General features: G+C 41.6%; 23 protein-coding genes. 2 read left to right on the top strand and 21 right to left on the bottom strand.

The features are described from left to right. The 7 genes from ACL02P_RS24015 to ACL02P_RS23985 all read right to left on the bottom strand — a co-directional run. Positions 1–252, bottom strand: a 252-nt coding sequence (locus ACL02P_RS24015) for a hypothetical protein (protein ID WP_412838234.1), incomplete at its 3' end; no start/stop codon positions are given. After that, positions 249–1160, bottom strand: coding sequence for a hypothetical protein (locus ACL02P_RS24010; protein WP_068779957.1), 912 nt, complete (start codon positions 1158–1160; stop codon positions 249–251). The genes ACL02P_RS24010 and ACL02P_RS24015, both read right to left, overlap by 4 nt. A gap of 112 nt (positions 1161–1272) precedes the next feature. Beyond that, entirely contained in the window at positions 1273–1587 is a 315-nt protein-coding gene (locus ACL02P_RS24005; RefSeq protein WP_036715201.1) for a hypothetical protein, read from the bottom strand. Positions 1588–1944: 357 nt separating this feature from the next. Then, complete coding sequence (gene recA / locus ACL02P_RS24000; protein ID WP_412838233.1) at positions 1945–2985, bottom strand: recombinase RecA; 1041 nt, start codon at positions 2983–2985, stop codon at positions 1945–1947. A gap of 107 nt (positions 2986–3092) precedes the next feature. After that, on the bottom strand, positions 3093–3764 hold the full coding sequence (locus ACL02P_RS23995; protein ID WP_412837288.1) for a hypothetical protein: 672 nt from the start codon (positions 3762–3764) through the stop codon (positions 3093–3095). A 51-nt stretch (positions 3765–3815) separates the two neighbouring features. Next, entirely contained in the window at positions 3816–4634 is an 819-nt protein-coding gene (locus tag ACL02P_RS23990; RefSeq protein ID WP_232730013.1) for a S1 RNA-binding domain-containing protein, read from the bottom strand. A 77-nt stretch (positions 4635–4711) separates the two neighbouring features. Continuing rightward, complete coding sequence (locus tag ACL02P_RS23985) at positions 4712–6211, bottom strand: type IV secretory system conjugative DNA transfer family protein (protein ID WP_412837289.1); 1500 nt, start codon at positions 6209–6211, stop codon at positions 4712–4714. 66 nt (positions 6212–6277) lie between these two features. On the opposite strand from ACL02P_RS23985, the gene ACL02P_RS23980 reads away from it, so the two are divergent. Continuing rightward, positions 6278–7351 (top strand): RNA-guided endonuclease InsQ/TnpB family protein, encoded by a 1074-nt coding sequence (locus ACL02P_RS23980; protein WP_249413056.1) that lies wholly within the window; start codon positions 6278–6280, stop codon positions 7349–7351. Positions 7352–7412: 61 nt separating this feature from the next. On the opposite strand, the gene ACL02P_RS23975 is transcribed toward ACL02P_RS23980, so the two are convergent. The 9 genes from ACL02P_RS23975 to ACL02P_RS23935 form a co-directional block, all read right to left on the bottom strand. Then, a complete protein-coding gene (locus ACL02P_RS23975; protein WP_412838232.1) occupies positions 7413–7901 on the bottom strand; it encodes a hypothetical protein in 489 nt (162 codons plus the stop codon). Between the two features lie 39 nt (positions 7902–7940). Next, positions 7941–8954 (bottom strand): hypothetical protein, encoded by a 1014-nt coding sequence (locus ACL02P_RS23970; protein ID WP_412838231.1) that lies wholly within the window; start codon positions 8952–8954, stop codon positions 7941–7943. A gap of 240 nt (positions 8955–9194) precedes the next feature. After that, a complete protein-coding gene (locus tag ACL02P_RS23965; RefSeq protein ID WP_412838230.1) occupies positions 9195–9836 on the bottom strand; it encodes a hypothetical protein in 642 nt (213 codons plus the stop codon). A 97-nt stretch (positions 9837–9933) separates the two neighbouring features. Further along, positions 9934–11181, bottom strand: a complete 1248-nt coding sequence (locus ACL02P_RS23960; RefSeq protein WP_009225509.1) for a plasmid replication protein — start codon at positions 11179–11181, stop codon at positions 9934–9936. Continuing rightward, positions 11178–11543: a hypothetical protein gene (locus ACL02P_RS23955; RefSeq protein WP_009225510.1), complete on the bottom strand. Its 366-nt coding sequence runs from the start codon at positions 11541–11543 to the stop codon at positions 11178–11180. The genes ACL02P_RS23960 and ACL02P_RS23955 overlap by 4 nt, the downstream gene beginning before the upstream one ends. An 83-nt stretch (positions 11544–11626) precedes the next feature. Then, positions 11627–12202, bottom strand: a complete 576-nt coding sequence (locus ACL02P_RS23950) for a hypothetical protein (protein ID WP_412838229.1) — start codon at positions 12200–12202, stop codon at positions 11627–11629. A gap of 178 nt (positions 12203–12380) precedes the next feature. Next, entirely contained in the window at positions 12381–12551 is a 171-nt protein-coding gene (locus tag ACL02P_RS23945; RefSeq protein WP_198524802.1) for a hypothetical protein, read from the bottom strand. 12 nt (positions 12552–12563) lie between these two features. Further along, complete coding sequence (locus ACL02P_RS23940) at positions 12564–13028, bottom strand: hypothetical protein (RefSeq protein WP_068786910.1); 465 nt, start codon at positions 13026–13028, stop codon at positions 12564–12566. Positions 13029–13455: 427 nt separating this feature from the next. Then, entirely contained in the window at positions 13456–13878 is a 423-nt protein-coding gene (locus tag ACL02P_RS23935) for a prepilin peptidase (protein ID WP_412838228.1), read from the bottom strand. A 152-nt stretch (positions 13879–14030) separates the two neighbouring features. On the opposite strand from ACL02P_RS23935, the gene ACL02P_RS23930 reads away from it, so the two are divergent. After that, the gene (locus tag ACL02P_RS23930; protein ID WP_197070091.1) at positions 14031–14141 is read left to right on the top strand and encodes a putative holin-like toxin; all 111 of its coding nucleotides are present in this window, start codon (positions 14031–14033) and stop codon (positions 14139–14141) included. 158 nt (positions 14142–14299) lie between these two features. Here ACL02P_RS23930 and ACL02P_RS23925 read toward each other — a convergent pair whose 3' ends face one another. The 5 genes from ACL02P_RS23925 to ACL02P_RS23905 all read right to left on the bottom strand — a co-directional run bounded on the left by ACL02P_RS23925 (position 14300) and on the right by ACL02P_RS23905 (position 21781). Continuing rightward, positions 14300–16699, bottom strand: coding sequence for a CARDB domain-containing protein (locus ACL02P_RS23925; protein WP_412838227.1), 2400 nt, complete (start codon positions 16697–16699; stop codon positions 14300–14302). A gap of 86 nt (positions 16700–16785) precedes the next feature. Then, positions 16786–17664 carry a copper amine oxidase N-terminal domain-containing protein gene (locus ACL02P_RS23920; RefSeq protein WP_412838282.1) on the bottom strand — a complete coding sequence of 293 codons (879 nt, stop codon included), beginning with the start codon at positions 17662–17664 and terminating at the stop codon, positions 16786–16788. Positions 17665–18187: 523 nt separating this feature from the next. Beyond that, positions 18188–19684: a hypothetical protein gene (locus ACL02P_RS23915; RefSeq protein WP_412838226.1), complete on the bottom strand. Its 1497-nt coding sequence runs from the start codon at positions 19682–19684 to the stop codon at positions 18188–18190. Positions 19685–19710: 26 nt separating this feature from the next. Then, the gene (locus ACL02P_RS23910; RefSeq protein WP_412838225.1) at positions 19711–20745 is read right to left on the bottom strand and encodes a hypothetical protein; all 1035 of its coding nucleotides are present in this window, start codon (positions 20743–20745) and stop codon (positions 19711–19713) included. A gap of 58 nt (positions 20746–20803) precedes the next feature. Beyond that, a complete protein-coding gene (locus ACL02P_RS23905; RefSeq protein ID WP_412838224.1) occupies positions 20804–21781 on the bottom strand; it encodes an exodeoxyribonuclease VII large subunit in 978 nt (325 codons plus the stop codon). Positions 21782–22161 lie beyond the last annotated feature (380 nt).

Raw genomic sequence — 22161 nt, 5'->3', positions numbered from 1 at the left:
CGAAAGAACAATTTTGCGCGTAACCGTGTGAATCTGCTTTTTAGGTTCCCACCACTGCCAACGCTCGTAAACTTCCGCAGCCATTTGAACATGCTTGCATTGCTTGTGTCCGAAATGACATGCAGGGCAGTCATGCGTAATAATCAAATCGTTGTAATGAGGCTCCACTTTCACGAGATACACGCCATTTTGCTTACTGGATGGGAACGCACAGATTAGTGCCTTCCCATCCGTAAAGGTTGTCAGACTCATGCAGCTTCACCCACTAACTGAATCGATTTCACAATTTTGAATCCATTGCTCATTTCAAAATCAAGTTTAAATTGCATGTTATTTGAAATCGCATTGACCTGATCAAGCGTTTCAGCTGTATTGGCAAGCACAATGGATTCTTCACCCGTCCCTACATTGACTACTTTCAACTTGGCGAATGTTACTCCGCCCGGAGAGGTTCCTGTTGCCATATCCAGCATCTTGTATACTTCTCCCGAGTTCTTTGGATTCGAGTTTGAAGGCTTTCCACCCGAATTGTTTTTCTTACCTTTACTTTCAGTAGTCTTAGGATCAGAACTGGATGCAGTGCTATCAGAAGACAGCTTTTTCGGAACTTGATTATTCGTTTGAGCAAGCTCACCCACTTCAATCCGTTCTGCACCTTCAATGGTTTCAATCTCACTTTCGTCCATCATTCCAAGGCCGGATAGTGACAGCGTTACCCGACGCTTCGCTTTTGTTTCGGCTTTCATAATGGCATTGGCAAGTTCATCTGCTGTCAACGGGAGAATCTTTCCTGTAGGGACTTTGCATCTACGCATCTCGTCCCAGATCTTCTCCTCTTTCATTAAGGAAACAGCACCTATGGATTCATCAGCACGACCGTCTTGAGTCGTTCCACGAGCTGTCACACAGTAAACATCACCAATGCGTTCACGGCTGGTTATTGTGATACTGATTTTGTGAATTTTACGAAGCTGATCCGTAGCATCGCGCTTAGCATAAAGCACTAGCTTTCCATCCAGTTTCAGATAATCAAACGGCTTGGTGAGGGGATTAAGTCCAACGCTCTCACAAACTTTCGTGTAGTAGATCAAACGTTCCTCGGGTTTCAATGAAGAAAGATCACCTTGAACTACTACCTTTTCCATAATCGACAAGTCCATTTTTTAACCTCCACCCGTCATTTGACGTCTGTGCTATTTATACCCGCACAGAAAGGTAAAATAAAAAAACGTCCTTTCTCTTTGAGAGAAATAACGTTCATTCACATTTTTATTATTCAAGCGTATAGGTCTTCACAAGCTCATCCAGATCAGTCCAGATTTGTCGAAGCCTCACCTTGAGCATTCCTTCTGATTCAATGCAGGCATCATCCAATAGCGAAAGAGCCTCCTCAAGCATCCCCCTTACTCGTTCAAAAGCTTCTGCTTCTTCCTGAATAAGACTTTGCTCTAAAGGGCTATGCTTATTTCTGGATTTCTCCCACATTAGCTTGAGCTTAGTCCACTCACTCTCATTGGGAAGAACCGGGTTATAATGTGAAACTGATGAATCTTGACGTTTGTCCTTTTTGAACCAGTGTTTAAACATGCTTCGATCACCCTTTCATTTTTTTGAAAATAAAAAAGCCGATTTCTGCACGGACGAATCCATGCAAAAATCGGCTTTAATTCATTATCAATACTTTAAATTACACATGCGGGTGCGGTTTAACCTTTATCAGAGCCTTTCGGTACTCTTCTTCCCTTGTTCTCAGCACAGGAGATTTCGGGGGGTAATGACTTTATCCTACTTTAATCCTCAGCTATAAAGCTTTGTAGGGGAGGTACAGCACTTATCGCCTATACAGGCAACTCTTGTCTCCGGCAAACGGGAGTGTAGAGGTAAAGATAATTACAGGAATATTATAGCATTGTGATTATAAAAGTGCAATCATACGTTCTCATTTTATCCGGCTGCAAATTCCCGATCTTCCGCTTCTTCCAGTACCGGTTTCAGCTCTACCTCAGATCCGCGGATCTCACTGTCGATTTTGAAAGCTACCTCCGGATGTTCCTTTAAGAACTGCTTAGCATTCTCCCTGCCTTGCCCTAAACGATCACCGGCATAAGAAAACCACGAACCTGATTTTTCAACTACATTCAGTTCAACTCCGAGATCAAGAAGGGTTGCTTCTTTCGAAATGCCTTCACCATACATCATATCAACCTCAACCTGCTTAAACGGTGGTGCAACCTTATTCTTAACGACCTTAATACGTGTCCGGCTTCCCACCATCTCATTACCTAATTTGATCGTCTCCATACGACGTACATCAAGACGAACCGATGAATAGAATTTCAATGCACGGCCCCCAGGAGTTACTTCCGGACTTCCAAACGATACACCGACTTTCTCCCGGAGTTGATTAATAAAGATAGCTATCGTCTTGGATTTGCTAAGCGAACCGGATAATTTTCGCATCGCTTGAGACATGAGTCGGGCTTGAAGTCCTACATGAGAATCCCCCATCTCTCCCTCGATCTCTGCTTTAGGAACAAGGGCCGCTACGGAATCAACAACCAAAATTTCTACCGCTCCGGTTCGTACCAAGGCATCTGCTATTTCAAGCGCCTGTTCACCGGTATCGGGCTGGGACAACAGTAATTCATCAATGTTAACGCCTATATTCTTCGCGTAAAGTGGATCAAGTGCATGTTCGGCGTCAATGAAAGCAGCTTGTCCTCCTAACTTCTGTACTTCAGCAATCGCGTGTAGTGCCACTGTTGTTTTACCGGAGGATTCTGGACCATAAACCTCAATAATTCGCCCTCTTGGAAAACCTCCTACACCTAAAGCTATATCAAGAGCAAGATTGCCGCTCGAAACGGTTTCAACTTGGACATGAGCTGCCTCCCCTAATTTCATGACAGCCCCTCTCCCATAAGACTTCTCAATTTCCTTCAAAGCCTTTTCTAGTGCCGCCTGTCTGTTTTCTTGATTGTCCATAGTCTAAAACTCCTTCCTATAATACGAATGTATGTTCTGTTTTATAGGAACAATTTACCACACATATGTTCGTATTTCAATAGGAAAGGAGATTTTTCCCAAGACATTTACTTAATTACCCATTCTCCCTTGATCTGCCTGTAGAAACGATAATCTTGTTTCAGGTCAGTGTCCAGTAGTAACTTCGCTTCCTTCAAAAGTTCATTCAACGGCATAACCGCTTCAAGAGATTCTGAGATTACAATAATGGGATACGATGAGTGCCGTAATGAAGCAGGCAAGTAACTGGTATCTCCACGGATCACCAATACATTTCTGGATTCCGCTCCAATCTCAACCCTGCCCGTAAAGGGATAAGGAGCGGCATGAATTTGAAACGCTTTTTGTTTATCCCGCATGGCGCAGCAAAACTGAAAAAACACTAAATGGGACAAAATCTGTTCCATTGTCCATGTTCTCCAGAATTCATGTGACCATTCCAGGTTGAGTAATTGCGCTGTTCGTGGGCCAATCGTATAGATTGGGATCGTGTTCTTGTTCTTGAGAAGCAGGTGCTGAATCAGCTTCTTCTCAGCTAACATGCGCCGGACTTGATGTCGTTTCCACTGGAATAGACGCCCCATTTGAACACTTCCCATGCAGCCAATCAAACCAAGCGATCTGAGACCGTCTGCTTCGGTAGCAGCTCGTAATGGAGCATATCCCGGTACAAGCTCCTCCGGAAATGAAGCAGGTTTAAACGTCCATTCATGTGTAATCGAGAAGGGTGATGTTTTCATACAAAGCTCCTTTCTAAAACTAAGTGAGGAAAGAGGCGAGAATCGCCCCTTTCACTTTTTGGGAATAATCCGCCCATAAATCCGCTCTTGCTTTGGATCAACCCCGCGGACCCGAATATAGACTGTGTCGCCCCGCTTCACTTTTCCAAACCGGATATGCGGAACCAGAGCATCGACTCCGCGCTCAAGATTAACGAAAATGCCGTACTCCATTACACCGGATACCTTACCTTTGTAGGTTCCTTTGGATACATATCGTTTTACGCAATCCGGCCATGGACTTTTCTCTGTTGCCTTCTTGCTAACCTTCACGATTTTATTTTCTTTATCCAGTTCTACCACCTTTACTTTGAGGTGATCCCCGGCGGTAACTTCTTCACGAAGATCATCTACCCATCCATAACCATATTCCTGAACCGGCAGCTCCGTTGTAATACCGCCAATATCCAGCATCAATACCTTGGGAGTAACATTACGTACTACCGCTGTAATTACCGCATCTTGCTCCAGCCATTTCCACGTCAAACCTTCCATATGTTCCAGGGCTGCTTGACGGGATGCGATGAAGGTATCTCCATCACGATCATAGCTCAGGATTTTAAAGGCAACTGGTTCTCCAAGTAAACGCCGAAATTCATGGGCATCCTTCGTACCAGAGAAATCCTGTGGGATATATCCTCTGACTCCACCGACTAATACCACGCCACACAGCTTGTTAAGCTTTGGCTCAAGACCAATTAGTTCAGCTTGCAATACAAGATCATTCTGCCGGGCACTATAAATCTGTGCCCAGCCTTCATCATAGCTGCTCTGCTCCAACTTTTCCTCGTTATAACCTTCAATCAACACTTTCTTTAACTCTTCACTCATGTTCATTACCTCCATAAATTTGTTTTTGGATGTTTTTGGATATTTGAAAAACCTCAACACAATTAGCGCTGAGGTTCTTACTCAAATGGATCTTCTTCTGTGTTTGTCGTTGTGTGATCGAAATCATCTTCGTCTACATACGGTTCATCTTGGATAGGGTCAGATATAAATTTCAAACGAGAAGTAAAAGTTTCTTGATTAGGCTGCGCATCGAATGCCACATTTCCATGTTCAAGTTTAGCGCCCCTGCTCTTGATTACGGCACCAAATCCTCTCCACCATCGCCGCTTTACTTCCCATTCCCGCCGCTCTTTCCAGTCCCTCGGAACAAATGAACCTTTGCCTATTTTCGGCGGTAAAGGTGTGCCATCGTCCAGCAGCTTCGCCACGTAATGGAATTTGGGTAGTCCATCCATCATCTGCGTGTAAAAAATACGGTCTTCTTCCTTTTCCGTGTCCCGGTAGTTCTCCGGCAAAAAGTTAGGGAGTAATAATTGCTGTTTAAATGTGCTTTGACGCATTATGATTTGTTTTTTCCCAAATTCCCGACTAAATTCAACAGCATCTTGATAAGATAGCCCGCCAAAAGCGATTTTGTTTCGGCAACTCGTCATAATGGATTGCTTCATGGCCTTAGCGTTGATCTTGCCAGATTCGACTTCTAGCTGCCCCAAAGACTGGATAGCAAATATTCCGGCTGTTCGATACTCCGCTGCAATGGATAAGAACAACTCCACATCGGGATTAATATATCGGGAATACTCATCCACGATCATAAAATGCGGTACGCGCGTGCGCTCTGTGCCCGGCCTGCGGAATGTTCCGCTCTGCAAATGCATAACGACGAACTGACCAAAGGCATCCCCGGCTTTCCGCAATTTACCCATGGCCGTATTTACGGCTAATACACCGCCAGAAGCAAAATGCTTGTCCATGTCGAAATCGGATTGTCCAGTCAAGATTGGCTCCAGATGCCGGTTAGACGTTAAGTTCTCAAGCTGGGCGCGAAGCCCGATAACAAACTGCTGATATTTTTCCTTCTGTGCCCCAAGCAGTTCCGATTGGAAAAACTGAACCAGATCGGATTCACCCTCTTTAAAACGAAGTTCCTGTACCTTATCCTCCAGCATTCGTTGATCTCGCATCGTTCGGAGTACATCGCCCAGGTTAACATCATCCAAGTAAAGACGTTTTAAAAGCTTGGTAATATTCCGTCCGGCAAGCTCCTGCACTGTAGCAAAAAATGCTTCCTGTTTCCCGAACATAGATTTAAGGACAGTAACCGTAGCTTCTGCTACGTCGTCCTCGTCGCCTTTCATCACCGGAAACCGCGCGCTATGAGTTATTGTGGGATCAACATGGACACAGGGCATATCCATTGCATCACACATTTCTGCTACCATTGCCGCAACATCACCTTTAGGCTCCACAACAGAAAGTCCGAGTGGAACCCCCTTCTTCTTCAGAAGCAGCAACTGATAAATCATGGGCTTGAGTAAAGTGGCTGTCTTTCCACAGCGGGTAGGGCCAACAACAAGCATATGCGTGAACATATCACTGCCTCCCCATTGAATCATGCTCTCACCTTCCTTTCTATTGATTAATTTATTCAATAATTGTGGTATAATAGATTGCAAAGGGGGGTGATTTCCTTGCTTTGCACGATGAAGATCAAACTGTTGACGGATAGTGAACAACATCGAAAGTTATTGGACACCATGAAACGATTCAATGAAGCGTGTAACTACATCAGCAAAGTTTCTTTTGAATCCAAAACGTTCGGTAAAATTGGTATCCAAAAGCTTTGTTATTACGACGTCCGCGAGCGCTTCGGTCTGTCGGCGCAGTTGGTTGTCCGCTCTATCGGAAAGGTTGCAGAAAGTTACAAAACTGAACGCAAGTCCGTCCATGCCTTCCGCGAATTTGGGGCCGTCGTGTATGACCAGCGTATTCTGTCCTTCAAAGGGCTGGAGTACGCATCTATACTTACACTTGAAGGACGCATTGACGTCCCTATGATTATTAGCGCCTACCACAAAGGCGTATTGCAGGGCCGCAGGGTTCGCGGGCAAGCCGACTTGATTTTACAAGACGGATCATTTTATCTCCTCCTTGTGGTTGATTTGCCGGACGGAACACCGTTTGAGCCAGAAGGCGTAATTGGCGTTGACCTTGGTATTGCGAATATCGCTGTTGATTCCACGAGCGAAGTATTTTCTGGTTCAAAGGTTAACAGCATTCGCGCTCGTCATCGTCGTTTGCGAAAGAAACTGCAAGCGAAAGGCACCAAATCTGCTAAACGCTTGCTTAAAAAGCGTCGCCGCAAAGAACAGCGTTTTGTACGCGATATAAACCACTGCATTTCCAAGAAGATTGTTGAGAAAGCCAAAGGCACTCGGTCTATGATTGCTCTCGAAGACCTCAAAGGTATTCGGGAACGGACGGAGAAGACGGTTAAAAAGGCTCAGCGTGCGAAACATTCTTCTTGGGCGTTCTATCAGCTTCGCCAGTTTATCGAGTACAAGGCTAGACTGGCTGGTGTACCAGTGGTTTTGGTTGATCCGCGCAACACATCCCGAACATGTCCGGAATGCGGACTGATCGACAAAAAGAACCGAGCGACCAGAGATACATTCCATTGTCAATGCTGTGGGTACGCTGCTCCAGCCGACAATGTGGCTGCTCGTATAATTGCGAGCAGGGCTACTGTCATATAGCCAAACGCGGCAGATTTATTCTAGCTGCAAGCTCACGGCTTTAGCCGTGTGGTTTATGACCTCAATCCTTCATAGGTATTTCTTCACCCAAATTCAGTCGAATCTCTGTCTTGGACGAAATAAACAGACGTTTAAAACTTTTCCATCGATCGGCCGCCGTAGGTTTGACATGGACAAGTTGTTGCTTGCTCACATTGCCTCGGCGGTTTTTCAAATTGTGTTCGAGTCTGTAATTGGCAAATGTAAGGAACGAGGACAAAATGAGTGCTGCTATAAAGGCTGTGTGCACGGTTCCTGTTATCGTAAATGGAAAGGATGGAGTCGCTAAAATCTCCTCATTCAGTCTGAGACTCAACGCTATCCCAATCCAAAGTAAGCTGGTGAAGAAATAAATCAGCTTATTCTCCCGTTCTAACACCCAACCGTATAAATAGACGACTAAGCCGATGATGCTGAGTGACCAAGGAATAAATAAGGGCCAACCCGGTAAGCGCCAATACAAATAAGCCCACCCGCCAAGAGTGAGCAATAAGCTTACGAATCTGATCATGGCATATAAGTTTCCTTTCAAATCTTCGTTCAAATGAATTCAAAGGGAATTCTTTGAAATACCCACAATATCCACATGTGCTGCGGTTGATAACTCCTGCTTGTAGTGTTCAACTTCATCCTCATAACAAAAAAGAAGGACTCTTCGTCCTACTGTCTGGCTTACTCCTATGGAGTAGTTGGTTAAACATCGTTTCAAAGTCATCATGTTCATCGTCAGGAGTTCGATGACATAGGGGTCTTTCCACGGACCAATCCATTCTTTTTGCACCAGCCCGTATTCAAATCCGTATTTGCTGGAATGGCCAACTTCTTTCAGTTCTCCATATGGTTCAAGCAATTTCTGTAGCTTTAAAAACGTGTTTGTCAGGATGTATTCCCTTGTGATTTGAATCCCCCACTCATTGAACGGCAGCAAGTGAACCGGGATACCACCTGTAACTAAATTTAGCTTCTCACTCATGGTTTCAAAAGCATGTTTTACGGATACGCTCTTGTAATACACCAGGAATCCTCGCAGTTTCATGTGCTTCTTGATCTCGTTGATGATCTTGACTAGCGTTTGTTCCCTGGCATCGGGCATCAGGATGTAGATCATATAATCCCCTTTGTCACTTCTGAATCCACCGACCGTTAGATTACCACGGTTGAGATTGTATTTGCGCTTGATCTGGCGAGAGTCCATATACGGCACTTCGGGGATCTGCACGAATAGCTCGTTCGCATCCGTAATGTACTGCCGCTGTTGAATTGACAGTCCCAAATCCCTTGCACGATAGTTCTTGCTATCCAACAAGCCACGTTCTATTAACAAATCCATTCCCGCTTCGGTTAATCGGACATACGCCGCCGTGACTGTTCGACCTGCCGTTCTCTTACCATACACGTTCGTAGTTATAAGCCCTTCCTTTTTCATGACATACAACCGCTTATGTGCATACTTCTCACTTGTAAAATGCTTCATCGTAATTTGCTTCTTCGTCATTTCCCGTAGTTCATACAGTTCCTGCAATATACTCAGGTCCCGGTCTGTCCATTCACGTTGTCTTGGCATTTATCCTCCTTTCTGCTGGAAATTTACTGCCCCGCTTTCTAAGGCACATTGTCTTGTTAGTTACGGTTTATGGGTTAATTGACGGGGGGCGTAGGACGGGGTGCTCAGAGTCTAACGCTCAACTGCGTTTCGCGGTAGCCTCTTCCCACCTTTCCGCTCTAGCCTTAATTTCGTTTCGGGTACAATCCAATATCCAGCACGTATTTTTAAAAAGTTCTTTCCGAAAATAACGGGTTCAACTCATAGGGGGTGTTTATCGGGTTCAAACATACCCGAAAAATCATGGCCGGCCCGATACTTTTCACGAATATTTTCAATCATTTTCAAAGCATTTTGGGAAGGTGTAACAAAGACTTGAACATGGTTTTTACGATTAACATCCAAGAATCCAGATTCCATAATTTCCACTTCCTTCCACGAATCATCTTTGATCAATCCAGCATATCGAATCGCGTTTATTATTGCGCTACGGTTACGATTGTCCAGATCACGGATCAATAAATCCTCAAAAAAATGACAGATATAAATAAAGGCCGAACTCAGAACAGGAGTTTCTGTTTGGGAAGCCGCTACTGCTTCCATTGTGGCCTGAATAGTAGCTTGAGTGTAGTAGTCCTTAATTTGATTGCCGTAATGCTTGTCTCTCAGATAAAGAGGCAACATCCCTTGATACGAGAATTGATAAACTGGATTATCTCCCAGCATGTACGTTCTATAGATACATGGTGGATACGCCTTCGGATCAGGAGAGGTACTTTCTGGCAGCATCGTCCTCCATTCTGATAAAGCCGTTCCTAATTTGAAAGAAAGCTCTACTGCCTGTTTGTACATCTCCTCCAACTCTTCAGTTCTTTTTCGAGTACGCTGCTCCCAAAACGACATCTGATTCACTCTCCATTTTGGTTTTAATTTATATGTGCATCACTTGTCACTTTTATCTGCCGCATTATCCGCTGTACAAAGGCTTATCTGAAGCGTATCACTTCAGACTGTTTAGAAAATCAAAGGGATCAGATTTCTCTTGGGCTGTTTTTGGTGCAGGATCATCTTCAAGCAACGCCTCCAGATCGACAGCTGCCTTCTTATCCCTAGGCTTGACTCGTGCTAGCGCCTCTGCAATGGTATCTGTCTTCTGGCTTCGTTCTTCCGCTCTGCGCTCCAGTTCGGCCAGCTCTTCCGTCAATGTTTTCACGCTGTCGGGAAAATTTAACCCTGCAAACACACTATACACTGTTACTTGCCCAGGCTGATCTCCAACATAGGTAGCCACAGGGTTCTCATCCAAAATCGGGGTACTCTCGTGCAGGAATGATTGAATCTGCTCCACAAAAGCATGAGTGAACAAGCGCCTTGCCGTAGAACTATCGGCTACAATACTAACTGCGCTGCTTGTTGCGTCTTGAAGATCGTAACCGGCTGACAACTCCCCGTTTAGCACACTCTGCTTGATCGCTTCCATATAGGTTACTGGAGAAGCCAGGTCAACAGCCTGAGCGGAAAGAACGCACTTACCAATGTGTAAGCAGCCACCTGTCTTAAGCATGTTCAACCATTCCGAAGCATCAAAGTGATAGCTACCATATGGCTTGTAGCTGGCTGTGACTGTGTTCAGATCGTGGAGCAGCCGTGCCACATGGCGATTACATGATTTCATGAAATCCTCCACACTCTGATTTTTATTCAAGCCAGTTTGGAACAGCTTTTCATTGTCCACTACAACAATCGCTCCTAAGCCTTGCATCGCCCGCTTAATCACTTGCAGACGTTGCAAGGCATTGTCTAGAACCTTCCGACCTTCGTCTCGACGTGGCAACGTAAGCAACAAACCAAATCGCCCTGCAAAGCCCTTTCCATGAAGCAGACGAACAGCTTCAATAACCGCACCTGTTCCTGTACCACCGCCTAAACCACAGCAGATGAAAATGTAATCCCGGTCATTAAAGTAGCTCTGCAGTGTCTTTGCAATAATTTCCTTGTGAACATTGAATGCTTCCTGCCCAAGCTGAATATCCCGACCTACCCCACGTTCAAATCCTGGAAGCTTGATTTTCTTAATATTCGGATAATCTGGCAGTTTGAGAAGATCCATCTCATTACTGTTAATCAATAAGGCCGTATAAGGACGCTGCTCACTTTTGGCAGATAACCGCATCCCAGCACATGCATGAGCAATTGAAGTTCCTCCCATCCCTAACCCCAGAAAACCATACTTCAAACTGATATTCATTGCTCCGCTCCCTTTCGTTTGATTCGTTCTTGCATCAGCTTATATTGCCTATAGTTGAGTAGTTCTTCCCCTAATGGGGATAATGTGTATCGCTTGGATTTTGCTACTTCAGCTACCTGAACCAGCGATGCTCCTTCTAACATCGCTGCCGCTTCATCCAGCAAATGCCTTGATCTAATCGGCAACTTCTCCTGCTCTACATCAGGATGTATCTTTTTGTACAAGGCGTTGGTTACATCCCTTAGCTGCTCCTTCTGTACAGGTCGTTCTGCCATTCTAAGTGCTGCCAACATCCACATCATATTTTCGTTCTCAGCAGTAGCCGATAGTAGCGCATCCAAAATGGCTTCTCTGCTCATCAAGATCGTCTACCTCCCTTCAACCTTTAGCAAAACAAAAAAAGCCCCTACCCAATTGAGGGTAGAGGCTATTGAACGGTATTTGTTCATCTTCTTATCAATCTTCTACGTTGCTCTTCTAACATTTTGCGCATGGTTTGCTCTACTACACGATCATTTTCATCTACTAAAAAATACATCCAAAGTTCTTCTATTGTATCTGCATCCAACATGGGTAACAATTTATTCCACCAAAGTAAAACACTCATGTCATCAGACCAATCCGGTTCAGGTAACATTTTGCGTTTTAAAACTACATCTCTTAAATGTTGGAAGTAATATCGTTTTATATATCGGTCTGACAGCGTAAGTTTTTTACCGGATTGCTCTTTATATTTCAGGATACTGAGTTGTAATTCATCCTTTTTGGCTTCAATACTCTGCTCCATCTGTTCCAGCATAGCGTACTCTTCAAGTAATCTTTTCATTTCATTATCATGTAAAGGCTCGTTCAGACTCTTTTCTTCCTTACTCATCAATTGAGCACGTAATTGAGCATTGATAAGTCTGGCTTCAGCATTCATCCGTTGTATTTTAAGCTTTTCGTGCTGTAAGTACAGGTTTTCTGCATTATCTTTTAAATCGTTTAACCCATCAAATATTGACGTTTCTAAAATACTCATTTTTTTCTCCTCTCCGTTAATCCTGCCGCCAATGGCGGTGTAGGATTAACACCGCCATTTTACGCCAGGCGAAGGGCGAAATTTATTTTTATAAAAATAGAAAAAGCCAATGATTACAGAGGTTTCCTGTACATCGACTTTCAAAAAACAAAATATCAGATATTTATAAGTTTTCGACTTACGAACGAGCCTTTGCCGAACGTTCAACCTTCATTTTAGCGATGGCTTCACTGATGGTTCTGTCACGTTCTAGATTGTCACCAGGAACCGACGAGACAACATAGTGTCCATCAGTTAAACGGCGAGCTGCTTCATCAATACTCTCCTCTGGATACTTCATTCTTTCCATGATCATCACCTCTTATCTTAAGTATAACATAACCAGTTTTCTGGCGTTATCTTCATTAATAATCATTCGACCACTGCCTATAGGCGTTGCCAGCATATTTCGAGCATAATAGGCAATCAAGTGTGTCTTAGCATCAAATGCTACAAACCCCTCTAAGCCAAGATCAATGCTACGTTGACATGCAAAGGCAACTAAAGTCTCTCCTACAAAATCGAATATCTTGTCAAAGCGATTATGAGGTGCGCTTTCGATCAAATGAATATACACATGATCTACTCTTCGTTCTAACGCAATGACTCCTTGTATGTCATTATTCCCTCGAATTACTAATTTGTATAATTCTACGTTCTGGTAACTAAAATAAATACTCCAATTAAATGCCTGATCCCAGCTTTTCATACCTCGTTTTACATCTACAGGTTGCAAGGGAAGAAAGTCAACCGGATACAGTTCTCCACTTTTGACGTGCAACAGCAAATGAATTACCTCCTCAGATAACTCATCAAACAAATACGAATGGCGCACACTCCTTTCATTAAATATAAAAAGCCGATCTCTACACGGAAGATCCATGCAAAAATCGGCTTTATAAACTAAAATCAGAATTTCCATAGGTGCATATAAAAGCACAGATAAATCTTTTATCAGAGCCTTTCGGTACCCTTCTTCCCTTGTTCTAAGCAAATGTAGATTTCGGGAAATAATATACTGTCCTACTTTTTCCTCGGCTTGAAAGCCTGTAGGTGAGGCATTACACTTATTTGTCCCTAAGGGACTAAACTCTTGTCTCCAGCAAAATCGGGAGTATAGAGGTAAAAAATAATTACAAGTGTATTATAGCATTAGAAACTTGAAAGTGCAATCATATGTTCCCATAATAGAATGCTTTCTTTTTTTTACTAACTCATATTCCTCCAATTATAAATAGAAAATATGCCATTAAATAGAACGGTGCTAATGGAAGTTTTTCCATTTCACCAGCCCATTTGAAAATTATAGCAAATAGACAAGCAAACGTGAGCATAATCATTAGAAACAACATTGCTTGCTGCCAGCCAAGAGCCATACCTACGGCTGCCATTAGCTTAATATCTCCACCACCAAATGAATCAGGTTTTAAGACAGCAAATACATAAAGCAAGCCTGCTCCAATTAAAACACCTAGCAAATAATAAAAAGGTTGTTCATTATGGAATAGCCGAAATATAAGGAAATATCCAATCCCTATACCACTCAACCAATCAGGTATGATTCTATACTGCAAATCTGTATACGTGGCTACCCCTAACAGAATTATCAGCGGAATCGACTCCAGTAAATTGTTCATGTTCTTCCTCCCAACCCTCTACTACCTAACCCTCTACTAATAGAAAAAGCAGCCTCCGAAGAGACTGCTTGAGGTCGTCTATGATATAATTAAAACTGCAGCAGAAAGGCTATATGGGCGGTCGGCTAACCTCTCGCAAGGGAGGTGATGCCATGGAAGTTAAAGACGCTTTAACAATTATGATCGGTTTCAGTTCGCTAATTATCGCGCTACTGACGCTGGTAGTTACAATTGTTTTAGCGATCCTTAACCAAAAGAAATAGACCGCCCCTCCTGAGAAAAGGTTTCGGTCTTATTTCTTAATAAGCATTATCTTTTCTTAATGCCGAACCGCCCTTAAAAGCGGCTGTTGCAGGGGACGGTTACCGCCGCCCCTTTCTTATTTTTATTATAAATCTGAAATTACATACATGCAATGCCCTTATTTGTACCACTCCGATGTATCTCGCTTCGTCTGCCAATCATCATACATGCTACCGTAAATGGTTATTTTCTTGATGATGCAAGAGGATAAGTCATTCTGTCCAGCGTGCATGGCTACAATTTTAAACGTATACTCTCCATCGGGAGCTTTGACATCCGTATAAAATTTTCGTTCATAGATGTCAAGAAACTTCGATTTGAAATGCTCTTCTGGAAGCTCCCATGTTGCTGTTTTATCATCTCCACCTGTCTTAACTAGACCAATGCTGGTCACATAATCACCGTTGGTGTCCCAAATATAGACCCTAACCTCAGTAGGCCCTTTTAGCTCACCCCCAATGGGTTTAGCCGTTCCTTCTAAGCCTTTAGGGACTTTGGTTTCCCAATCTGTGGTGTATTTTGTCGTTGCTTTGATCTCTACACCATAACCGGCACGCGTAACCTCATTTGGATTCAAACCATTTTCCTTAGCCCAAGGAATGATTTCCCATGATCCGCGACTTTCACGATCTGATTCCTTCTCTTCTTCCGGCTTCCAAGGCGGGGCTGTAGGAATTCCCTGCTTTGTATTCAGTTCAGCCGAAACGGTAAGCTTTTCATTATAGGTTACTTTTCGATTCTCCCAAATCGGGTCGCTGTAATCCGTGTAGCTTTCCGTAGAAGTATGTCGTTTACCTTCTGAGTCCGTCCAAGACACCGTTCTTGTCTTGGTTGGATAGCCTGTAATCAATGGATATGTCACATCCCACTTAGCTTCTGGCTTCGTGGTATCACAATAAGCATCGCCGCCATTTTTGGTTACAGTGCAACCCGTAACGGCTACGTTGTTTGAACGATCTTTATCTTGTTTTTCCTTCTCGGGGTCTACATGAACGCTTAAGGTATGGATACCCGTATTTCCTGTCCACTTGAAGCCGCCTACAGTAATCGGCGTATTAGCAGGCATGTTCTTTCTGGTTTCATAGATGGTCTTCTTACCATCAGCCATGAAGCGGATCAGGACATTGGAAACATCCGTAGCCCCAACGTTCTTCACTTTTGCTGTAACCGTAGACGATTGACCTACAGTCAGCGCCGCTGGGCTGGCGGTAATGGATTGGGCGATCAGATCGTTCTCTGCCCCCTTACGCTCGATTGTCCAGCCACCTTTGATCTCGTTATTATAGTATGCTTCATTCGGTGATTCCAGCGCCCTATCTGGATGATTAGGATTGTTTATCGTGACATCTGCTTTGATGTAATACGTGCCTGGATCATCACTGATTTCAATCTCGCCAAGCATGTAACTGTACTCTTTACCCACAGTAAACTGCTTTGGCAGATCCTTGTACATGGATGAGAGGTTAAAGCTAGTAGAAACCGCACCGCCGATTGTAACCTTTGCTATCATCGGCATTCCGCGTTCACTTGCATAGTCACTGGAGATAATGTCTTCATCACCGTCATAACGGAACTTAACCCAAAGCTGACCACCTTCAGTTAGCGTCAGTTTTGTTGGGACGTAATCCATATTCAGATCATCTGCTAATGTCACACTCTCTATCTGAGTACGTCCGTAGCCATCGTCTACGATAATGTCTACCTCTTTTCCAAGTACACGTGACAGCTCTTTACTAGCGATCTTAACGGTATTGCTGTATTCTGTATCGGTTGTAGTGATTGAGGTAAGCTTAACACGCTTAGTCATGTCAGGGAATGCACCTTTGGGTAACGCATAGACATCCACTTGACGCAAGCTGTTATTAACCCCAGCAGTTGTAAAGCTCACTGTAAGTTCCTCACCTTGCGTGACTTTCAAGGTCGGCCAAGCAGTAACGTTGAAATAGGCATGACCTTTTCCATCAACTTTTTGGGTGCGGTCAAACTGGACACCCATTCGGCTGACGATACCGGAGGTGCGCAGGAACCTGTAATTCCATTCCAAAACATAGTAGTAATCATGATCAGAATCATAATCCGTTCCGCGCACAGTAAAAGTTTCTCGAAAATACTGTTGTTGCTTCTGAGATACATTCATGTGACCTGACCAGACAGCATCGAATAGTTCACCTACAGCAGCCTTACTTTTGTATGTTAGGCCAAAGCCGTTTTTATCCGAGAACTCAGGATCTCCCGGTTTTTCTTTTACCGCGAATACATCGTAATTATCTATAGTTTTCTTTTGACCGTTTGCAAAACTAAAAACAGCTTGCCATTGATAAAGTTTCCAAAGGTTATCTTTTGCATCTCTACCCAATGCCGGAACAAACCCCACAAAACTATCTCCGGTTTTACCGTATTCCCATATTCCAAAGGCGTCATTTACATGCTTTTGTAACATTGGGATTCCAGCAGCGTAGACTACTGTTGATATCAGCGTACTTATTAGTAGTATTACAATGCTTACTTTTTTCTTCATTCACATTCTCCCCTACCAAAAACTGAAAAGAAAAAGAGCCTACGACCTTTAATCGCAGACTCAAAATGTAATTTGATTCGTTTAGCTTATTCTAATTTCTGTGCAAGCTTCTGTACTTCGGTCAATGGCGCCGCAGAACCATCACCAGTATTTACTACAATGGCATCGTTGACATTACTGAACAATGCCTCCAAATCTTCGTTTCCACTACTATCTAAACTTATCATATATCCTTCTTTTTCATCTCTGCCCGGATATATTTTTGTAAGCATGATGTATCCCTTCCCTTTTCCAATATCAAAGGAATACGTTTTCCCAGGAACAAATTTAGTAGTCCCCGCATATCCTTGCGCTCCTTGTGGAAGGGTAAAAGTCAGCTTTCCATTCTCGACCTTCATATTATCAATAAATAACTCTTTTGCTAGCTCTGTATATCCGGCCTTCCACTTAAAGTCCGTGCTGTACATGTTATCATCACTCGGAACCGGATCTGGATCGGTCACTTCTTTTCCTGTACTAATGCTAACCAACTTATTACTTTGATTCCAATTAACCGTGGCACCAAGTGCTTCACTGACAAAGCGAAGCGGTACAAACACCCGGGAACCTTGAAGTCGAGCTGGTACATCCAATTTAACGATTGTGTCTCCAACCAATACGGTATCGGAATTAACCGGCATGCGAATCATCTTTCCATTGAGTTCAACGTAAACCACTCGCTCTACCCGACTACCTGTCGTCTCCTTTTTGTAGTCAACTTTTGCACCTAATGCCTCAGATACAAAACGGATTGGAATCAGCACTCGATTATTTTCAAAATAAGGCTTTTCGTCCGGAAACTTTACTGTCTTCCCGTCAACCTGCACGGTTACATTTACTTTAGCTGCTGATACAGAGGATACAGCAAAACTAAATACCATAAGAACACTCATCAATATTAAAGATACTCTCTTTTTCAAAATCATCATCTCCCTTTCACATTTAGGCATCCGCATACCCTTTTTGTACACTAGAAATCCGGTTCACAACATAAGTTCCATTATAATCCAATCATCCTTTTCACTCAATTGATTCTACCCTCCCTTTACTTTGCCTCTATAAAATGCAAAAAGCTCCACCGACTGAGGTCGATGGAGCTAAAAACTTTTCATTTATAAATAAAGCCGCGTGACAGCAAAAAATCTCTATGAATAGTCAATTAGGTACTATGCAGTGTTCTGATCTCGCTCATTCAGATGATCAATTTTGTACAAATCCTCTATATGAGCCGCCGAAGTCTATTCCTGTCATTACTTAACATCTCGCTTCTTTTATTACCATATGGTCGCTAAAAAGAAAATACCCTCTTAAAAGAGGATATCCGAACTGTAAAATAATTCCATATTTTAATTTACAGCTTCGCCATTAAGTTAATTCCATTATATACCTTATGAGGAGAAAATGCAAGATCATTTGTTCCTATACTACTTCAACCTCAGTAGAAGAAATTTAAGAAATCAGCCGGTCAATGAGCTCAATTCCTTTACGAAGATATGGCTTAATAATGGGACTAACACTGTTATATTCTAATATCACTAATAACAAAAGCAAAAATACTACCCACAGGATGGAATATAACCATATTCCTCGATTAATTGATCTAACAGTATCCTTTAATAACCGATCATCATCGAAAATTTCTTTAAGTTCATCTTGAGACAATACAGAGTCATAGTTAATTTTAAGAGCTGTATAACTTTCCTTAGTCTTCCTTAAATTATATTTTGTTTCCATTAAACAAATGATTAAATATACCATAGAACCGAATATTACCAGTTCAAGAATTAGTGTTATATCTTTGGTGAATATATTCTGTAATGGTTGATCAGATACAATATTAGTAAGTACAACAGTGAATAAAAAAATGCAAATTGCAAACAAATTTGATTTGAAGTTTTTTAATAACTGGTTTGCATGTTCCCCCGTTTTAGCAACAACATCGCATATAAACTGAGCCAATTTATTTTTCAAATCCAGGTATTGAGTAACATTACTTTTTAAATACAAGTTGAAATTTGATTGAATTGATGCAAATGTTTTTCCATCTGTATCAAGTAGGTCCGCATATCTGCAATGCAAACTGATAATGTTTCTTGCAATTATCGCTTTATCAATGGCACTCCCCTCGGTATAGATCCACTGATAAATCTTATACAACTCCTTATTGCCTGCAAGATCGTCTATTCGATAACTAAAGTCAACACTTCGCTGTCCTGCTATTTGAATTTTTAAATTAGAACCATCAATGGTTGCAGTAGAGGAAATATATACTAAAGATAACAATGTACAAATCCTCTGAAAAAGTTCAGTCAGCGGATTATTATTGAAATTAATTTCTATATCAAAATCTTCTGGAAGTAATCTATATTCATTTGCATTGAAGAAATAAGACGTTTCACGACAAGTACTAAGTCGTGAAGTTCTAGAATAACTAGTACGATTTAATTCTCTGTCCGAAGCAGCTATAAAGGCCATTGTGCTTGTGCAAAAAAAATAATCCTTGTCAAACAGTTCAAAAGTTAAATGATCAGTATCTTCTAACAAATATGAAAACGAAGCCATTGCTTCAAGAGTACTCAATCCCAAAAGATCCTTAGTGAAGGAATCAAAGTGATATACTGAAAACATATTTCCTTCTATTGTCTTTTCAATTGTTATACTTACAGAGATGTTATCACCATCTACTAGCATTGCTTTAAACTCATCATATTGACTTTGTTCAAATGAAGCTCGACTTACTAATCTTATCGAATCATCGCTATCGGAAATCATCGTTACCTTTAAGGTATCTCTATCGACTATCCCCTCCAAAAGGCTCTTTAATTCTTCATAACTAGGTAAATTGGGGAACTCAACATCAAACCGCCCCTCTACAATCCTCATTCTTTCTGATACGTTCAAGTTATTGAGATGGAAGATGGATTCAATTTTCTTTAAGAGATTCATTCTTCACACCTCTACTTTAGTAATATTCATTGTGTCTTAAATTTTTGAAATGTTTCTTCATTATTTGTTTTTATTTGAATATAACGAGTACCGTCATCATCACGAAAGGCTTTAATCGTATTAGCTAAGTCTTCGATACCATCGGTGATTTTCAATTCAATTCCATCATTCACCGGATAAACTCTTTTGATTCGAGCATTAATTGCACTTTTAACCGTATTAAATTGACTGTCGAAATTCTTAGTTTGAGGTAATGTTAACATTTTTTCCTTGATGCTGTTTAATTTCTCTACGGGTAAGTCTACAGGGTCATAATTACCTAAAATTGATTCAACCATTGTTGGAAAATCTATATGTTCATTATTTTTAAAATATGAAATAAACGCGTTTCTAATTATTGTGTGATCTCTTTGAAACTGTCCTCTCATGTTTCGATTTAATGTTCCATCGATAGCACGAAATGCATTAGAGGTATTTACTTCATCACTATGTACCTGGTCAAGCTCTAAGAAGTCATTTCCCCAATAATTAGCAACAGTATTTGTATATATTTTCGCATAAAACACAGACGAGTCAACATCAGCTATTTCTATAATGCAAGATTTCCAAATAGTCTTTTTATCTTTTGAAAATCCTGTCTTAAAACTAAAATCATAATCATCAACAAAATCAGTATGCTCCACCTTTGCAAGTAAATACAAATAAGAGTTGTCTTCTTCATCGAATAGCAACGCTTGTACAAGACTCCCCTTTTGAACGTTTGTGTTCATTCTAGCTACACGTTTTTGTGCTTCAATTTCCTTGCTTAATAGCCTTGTTGCTATTCCATTGACTCTATTGAGTACAAAATCAGCATCTTCTTTTCTTTCAATAATTTGTAAAATACTACCTATCACCTCAGTTGCGACAGAACGAGTTTTGTATTCTCTAACAGATGCATTGGTATGAATATGAGATATTAGTTCTCTAACAAAACTTTCAAATGAATCAGGAATATCCCTCAATAAGATTTCTTGAGCTTCGTAATCAATAATTCTGACCGAACTATTTATGATTTCCATCGAGTTCCCTCCAGTTCTTGCTTCTGTATTTGAAATTGTTAGTGCTTTTTAATCTGTTCTAAAAATATCTTGTAAATAAAATAATAATTGCAACAAAAAGGATAAGAGAAACTATAGTTAATAAAATATTTCTCCCTTTTCTTGAATTATTCGATTTAGTATTCCAACTGATTACATAGGAGGCTCTTTCCTCATGAAATACATATTTGCTCTCATTCCTGTATTGCCCCAACTTATCAACTAGAAACTGTGCTGCCTTAGTCGGAGTTGTTTCACAGCGATCCGCTACCTGGTCAGCAAGTGTAAAATTGCTCGTATGTCCTAAGCCGGTAATTACTGGTATTGGGGAATTATAAATTTCCTGTAAGACCTCAATGCTATCAAACACAAGAAAGTCAGTATCCTTACCTCCGCCGCGAACGATCATTACCACATCACAACCAGATTCTGATGCTTCAAATATTCCTGTAGCAATACTCTTAGGATTGTTAAGTTTCACCTCATATAGGCTGTACACAATACCTTGCCGCCTTTTAAATACTTCCTCTACATCATGAATTGCCTTTGATTGGGCTGAGGTAACCAGGGCCACATGACATTCCTGCATTCCCATAAAAGAAGAAAAATCATCTTTGTATTTATTCAGGTATTGACTTTCAATAAGTTCTCTTGAAGCAATCTGCTGTTGCATTGTCCTGAAGCTGCTCCCAAACACTTCAATTTGCTGTGGTTTAAATTGAAGAGCACCAAACTTCTCTGAGTAGCCAATTTCAAAGTGACCGGAGAATATGTAGGTTTTCTCACGCTCAAGTTCATTAGCAAGTTGTTCTGCCACCTTCATTTGAATCTCTGTACCATCTTCATCAAAAACAGTAACAAAGCTTGTCCCATACCTACCCTCATTAATGAACTTAACCTCAGCAACAATGGTATACCTTCGTTGCTCTAGGGATTTCCCAACGATATTCCTGATTTCTTTCAGTTCTCTCTTATATGCCTCTGATAATTTGTCCTTAGATAAAAGAGAATTACTCATTTCAGTATCTACTCCAGTTCATGTATGCTCACCAAGAAAACATATCCTACCAAAAATCAACATTATCTGACGCTCAGTATGTATTTTCGCCATAAGGAATCATTTTCCTGCTGTTTTAATGAATCTATATACCTATTTTCAGACCTCGGAACTATCTCAGTGAGATGATAGAAAGATAATCAATAAAACATCCAAAAAAAGAAGGATTTCATGTAAATATATGGAATTAAAATGTGGGGAGGTGAGATAATGTTGACTTACATAGCTAAGGCAATAAAGGAGAACAAAGAGGTTATCCTTACACTCAAAGACAATTCCAAAATTTCGGGACTACCAAGCTGGGGAGAGGATCACAGTAGGGTAAAAATAAAATCGCCGGA

This window comes from Paenibacillus sp. MB22_1 (genome assembly GCF_047200555.1).
In the GTDB taxonomy this organism is placed as follows: domain Bacteria; phylum Bacillota; class Bacilli; order Paenibacillales; family Paenibacillaceae; genus Fontibacillus; species Fontibacillus phoenicis.
This window is presented reverse-complemented; position numbering and strand designations above follow the sequence as displayed.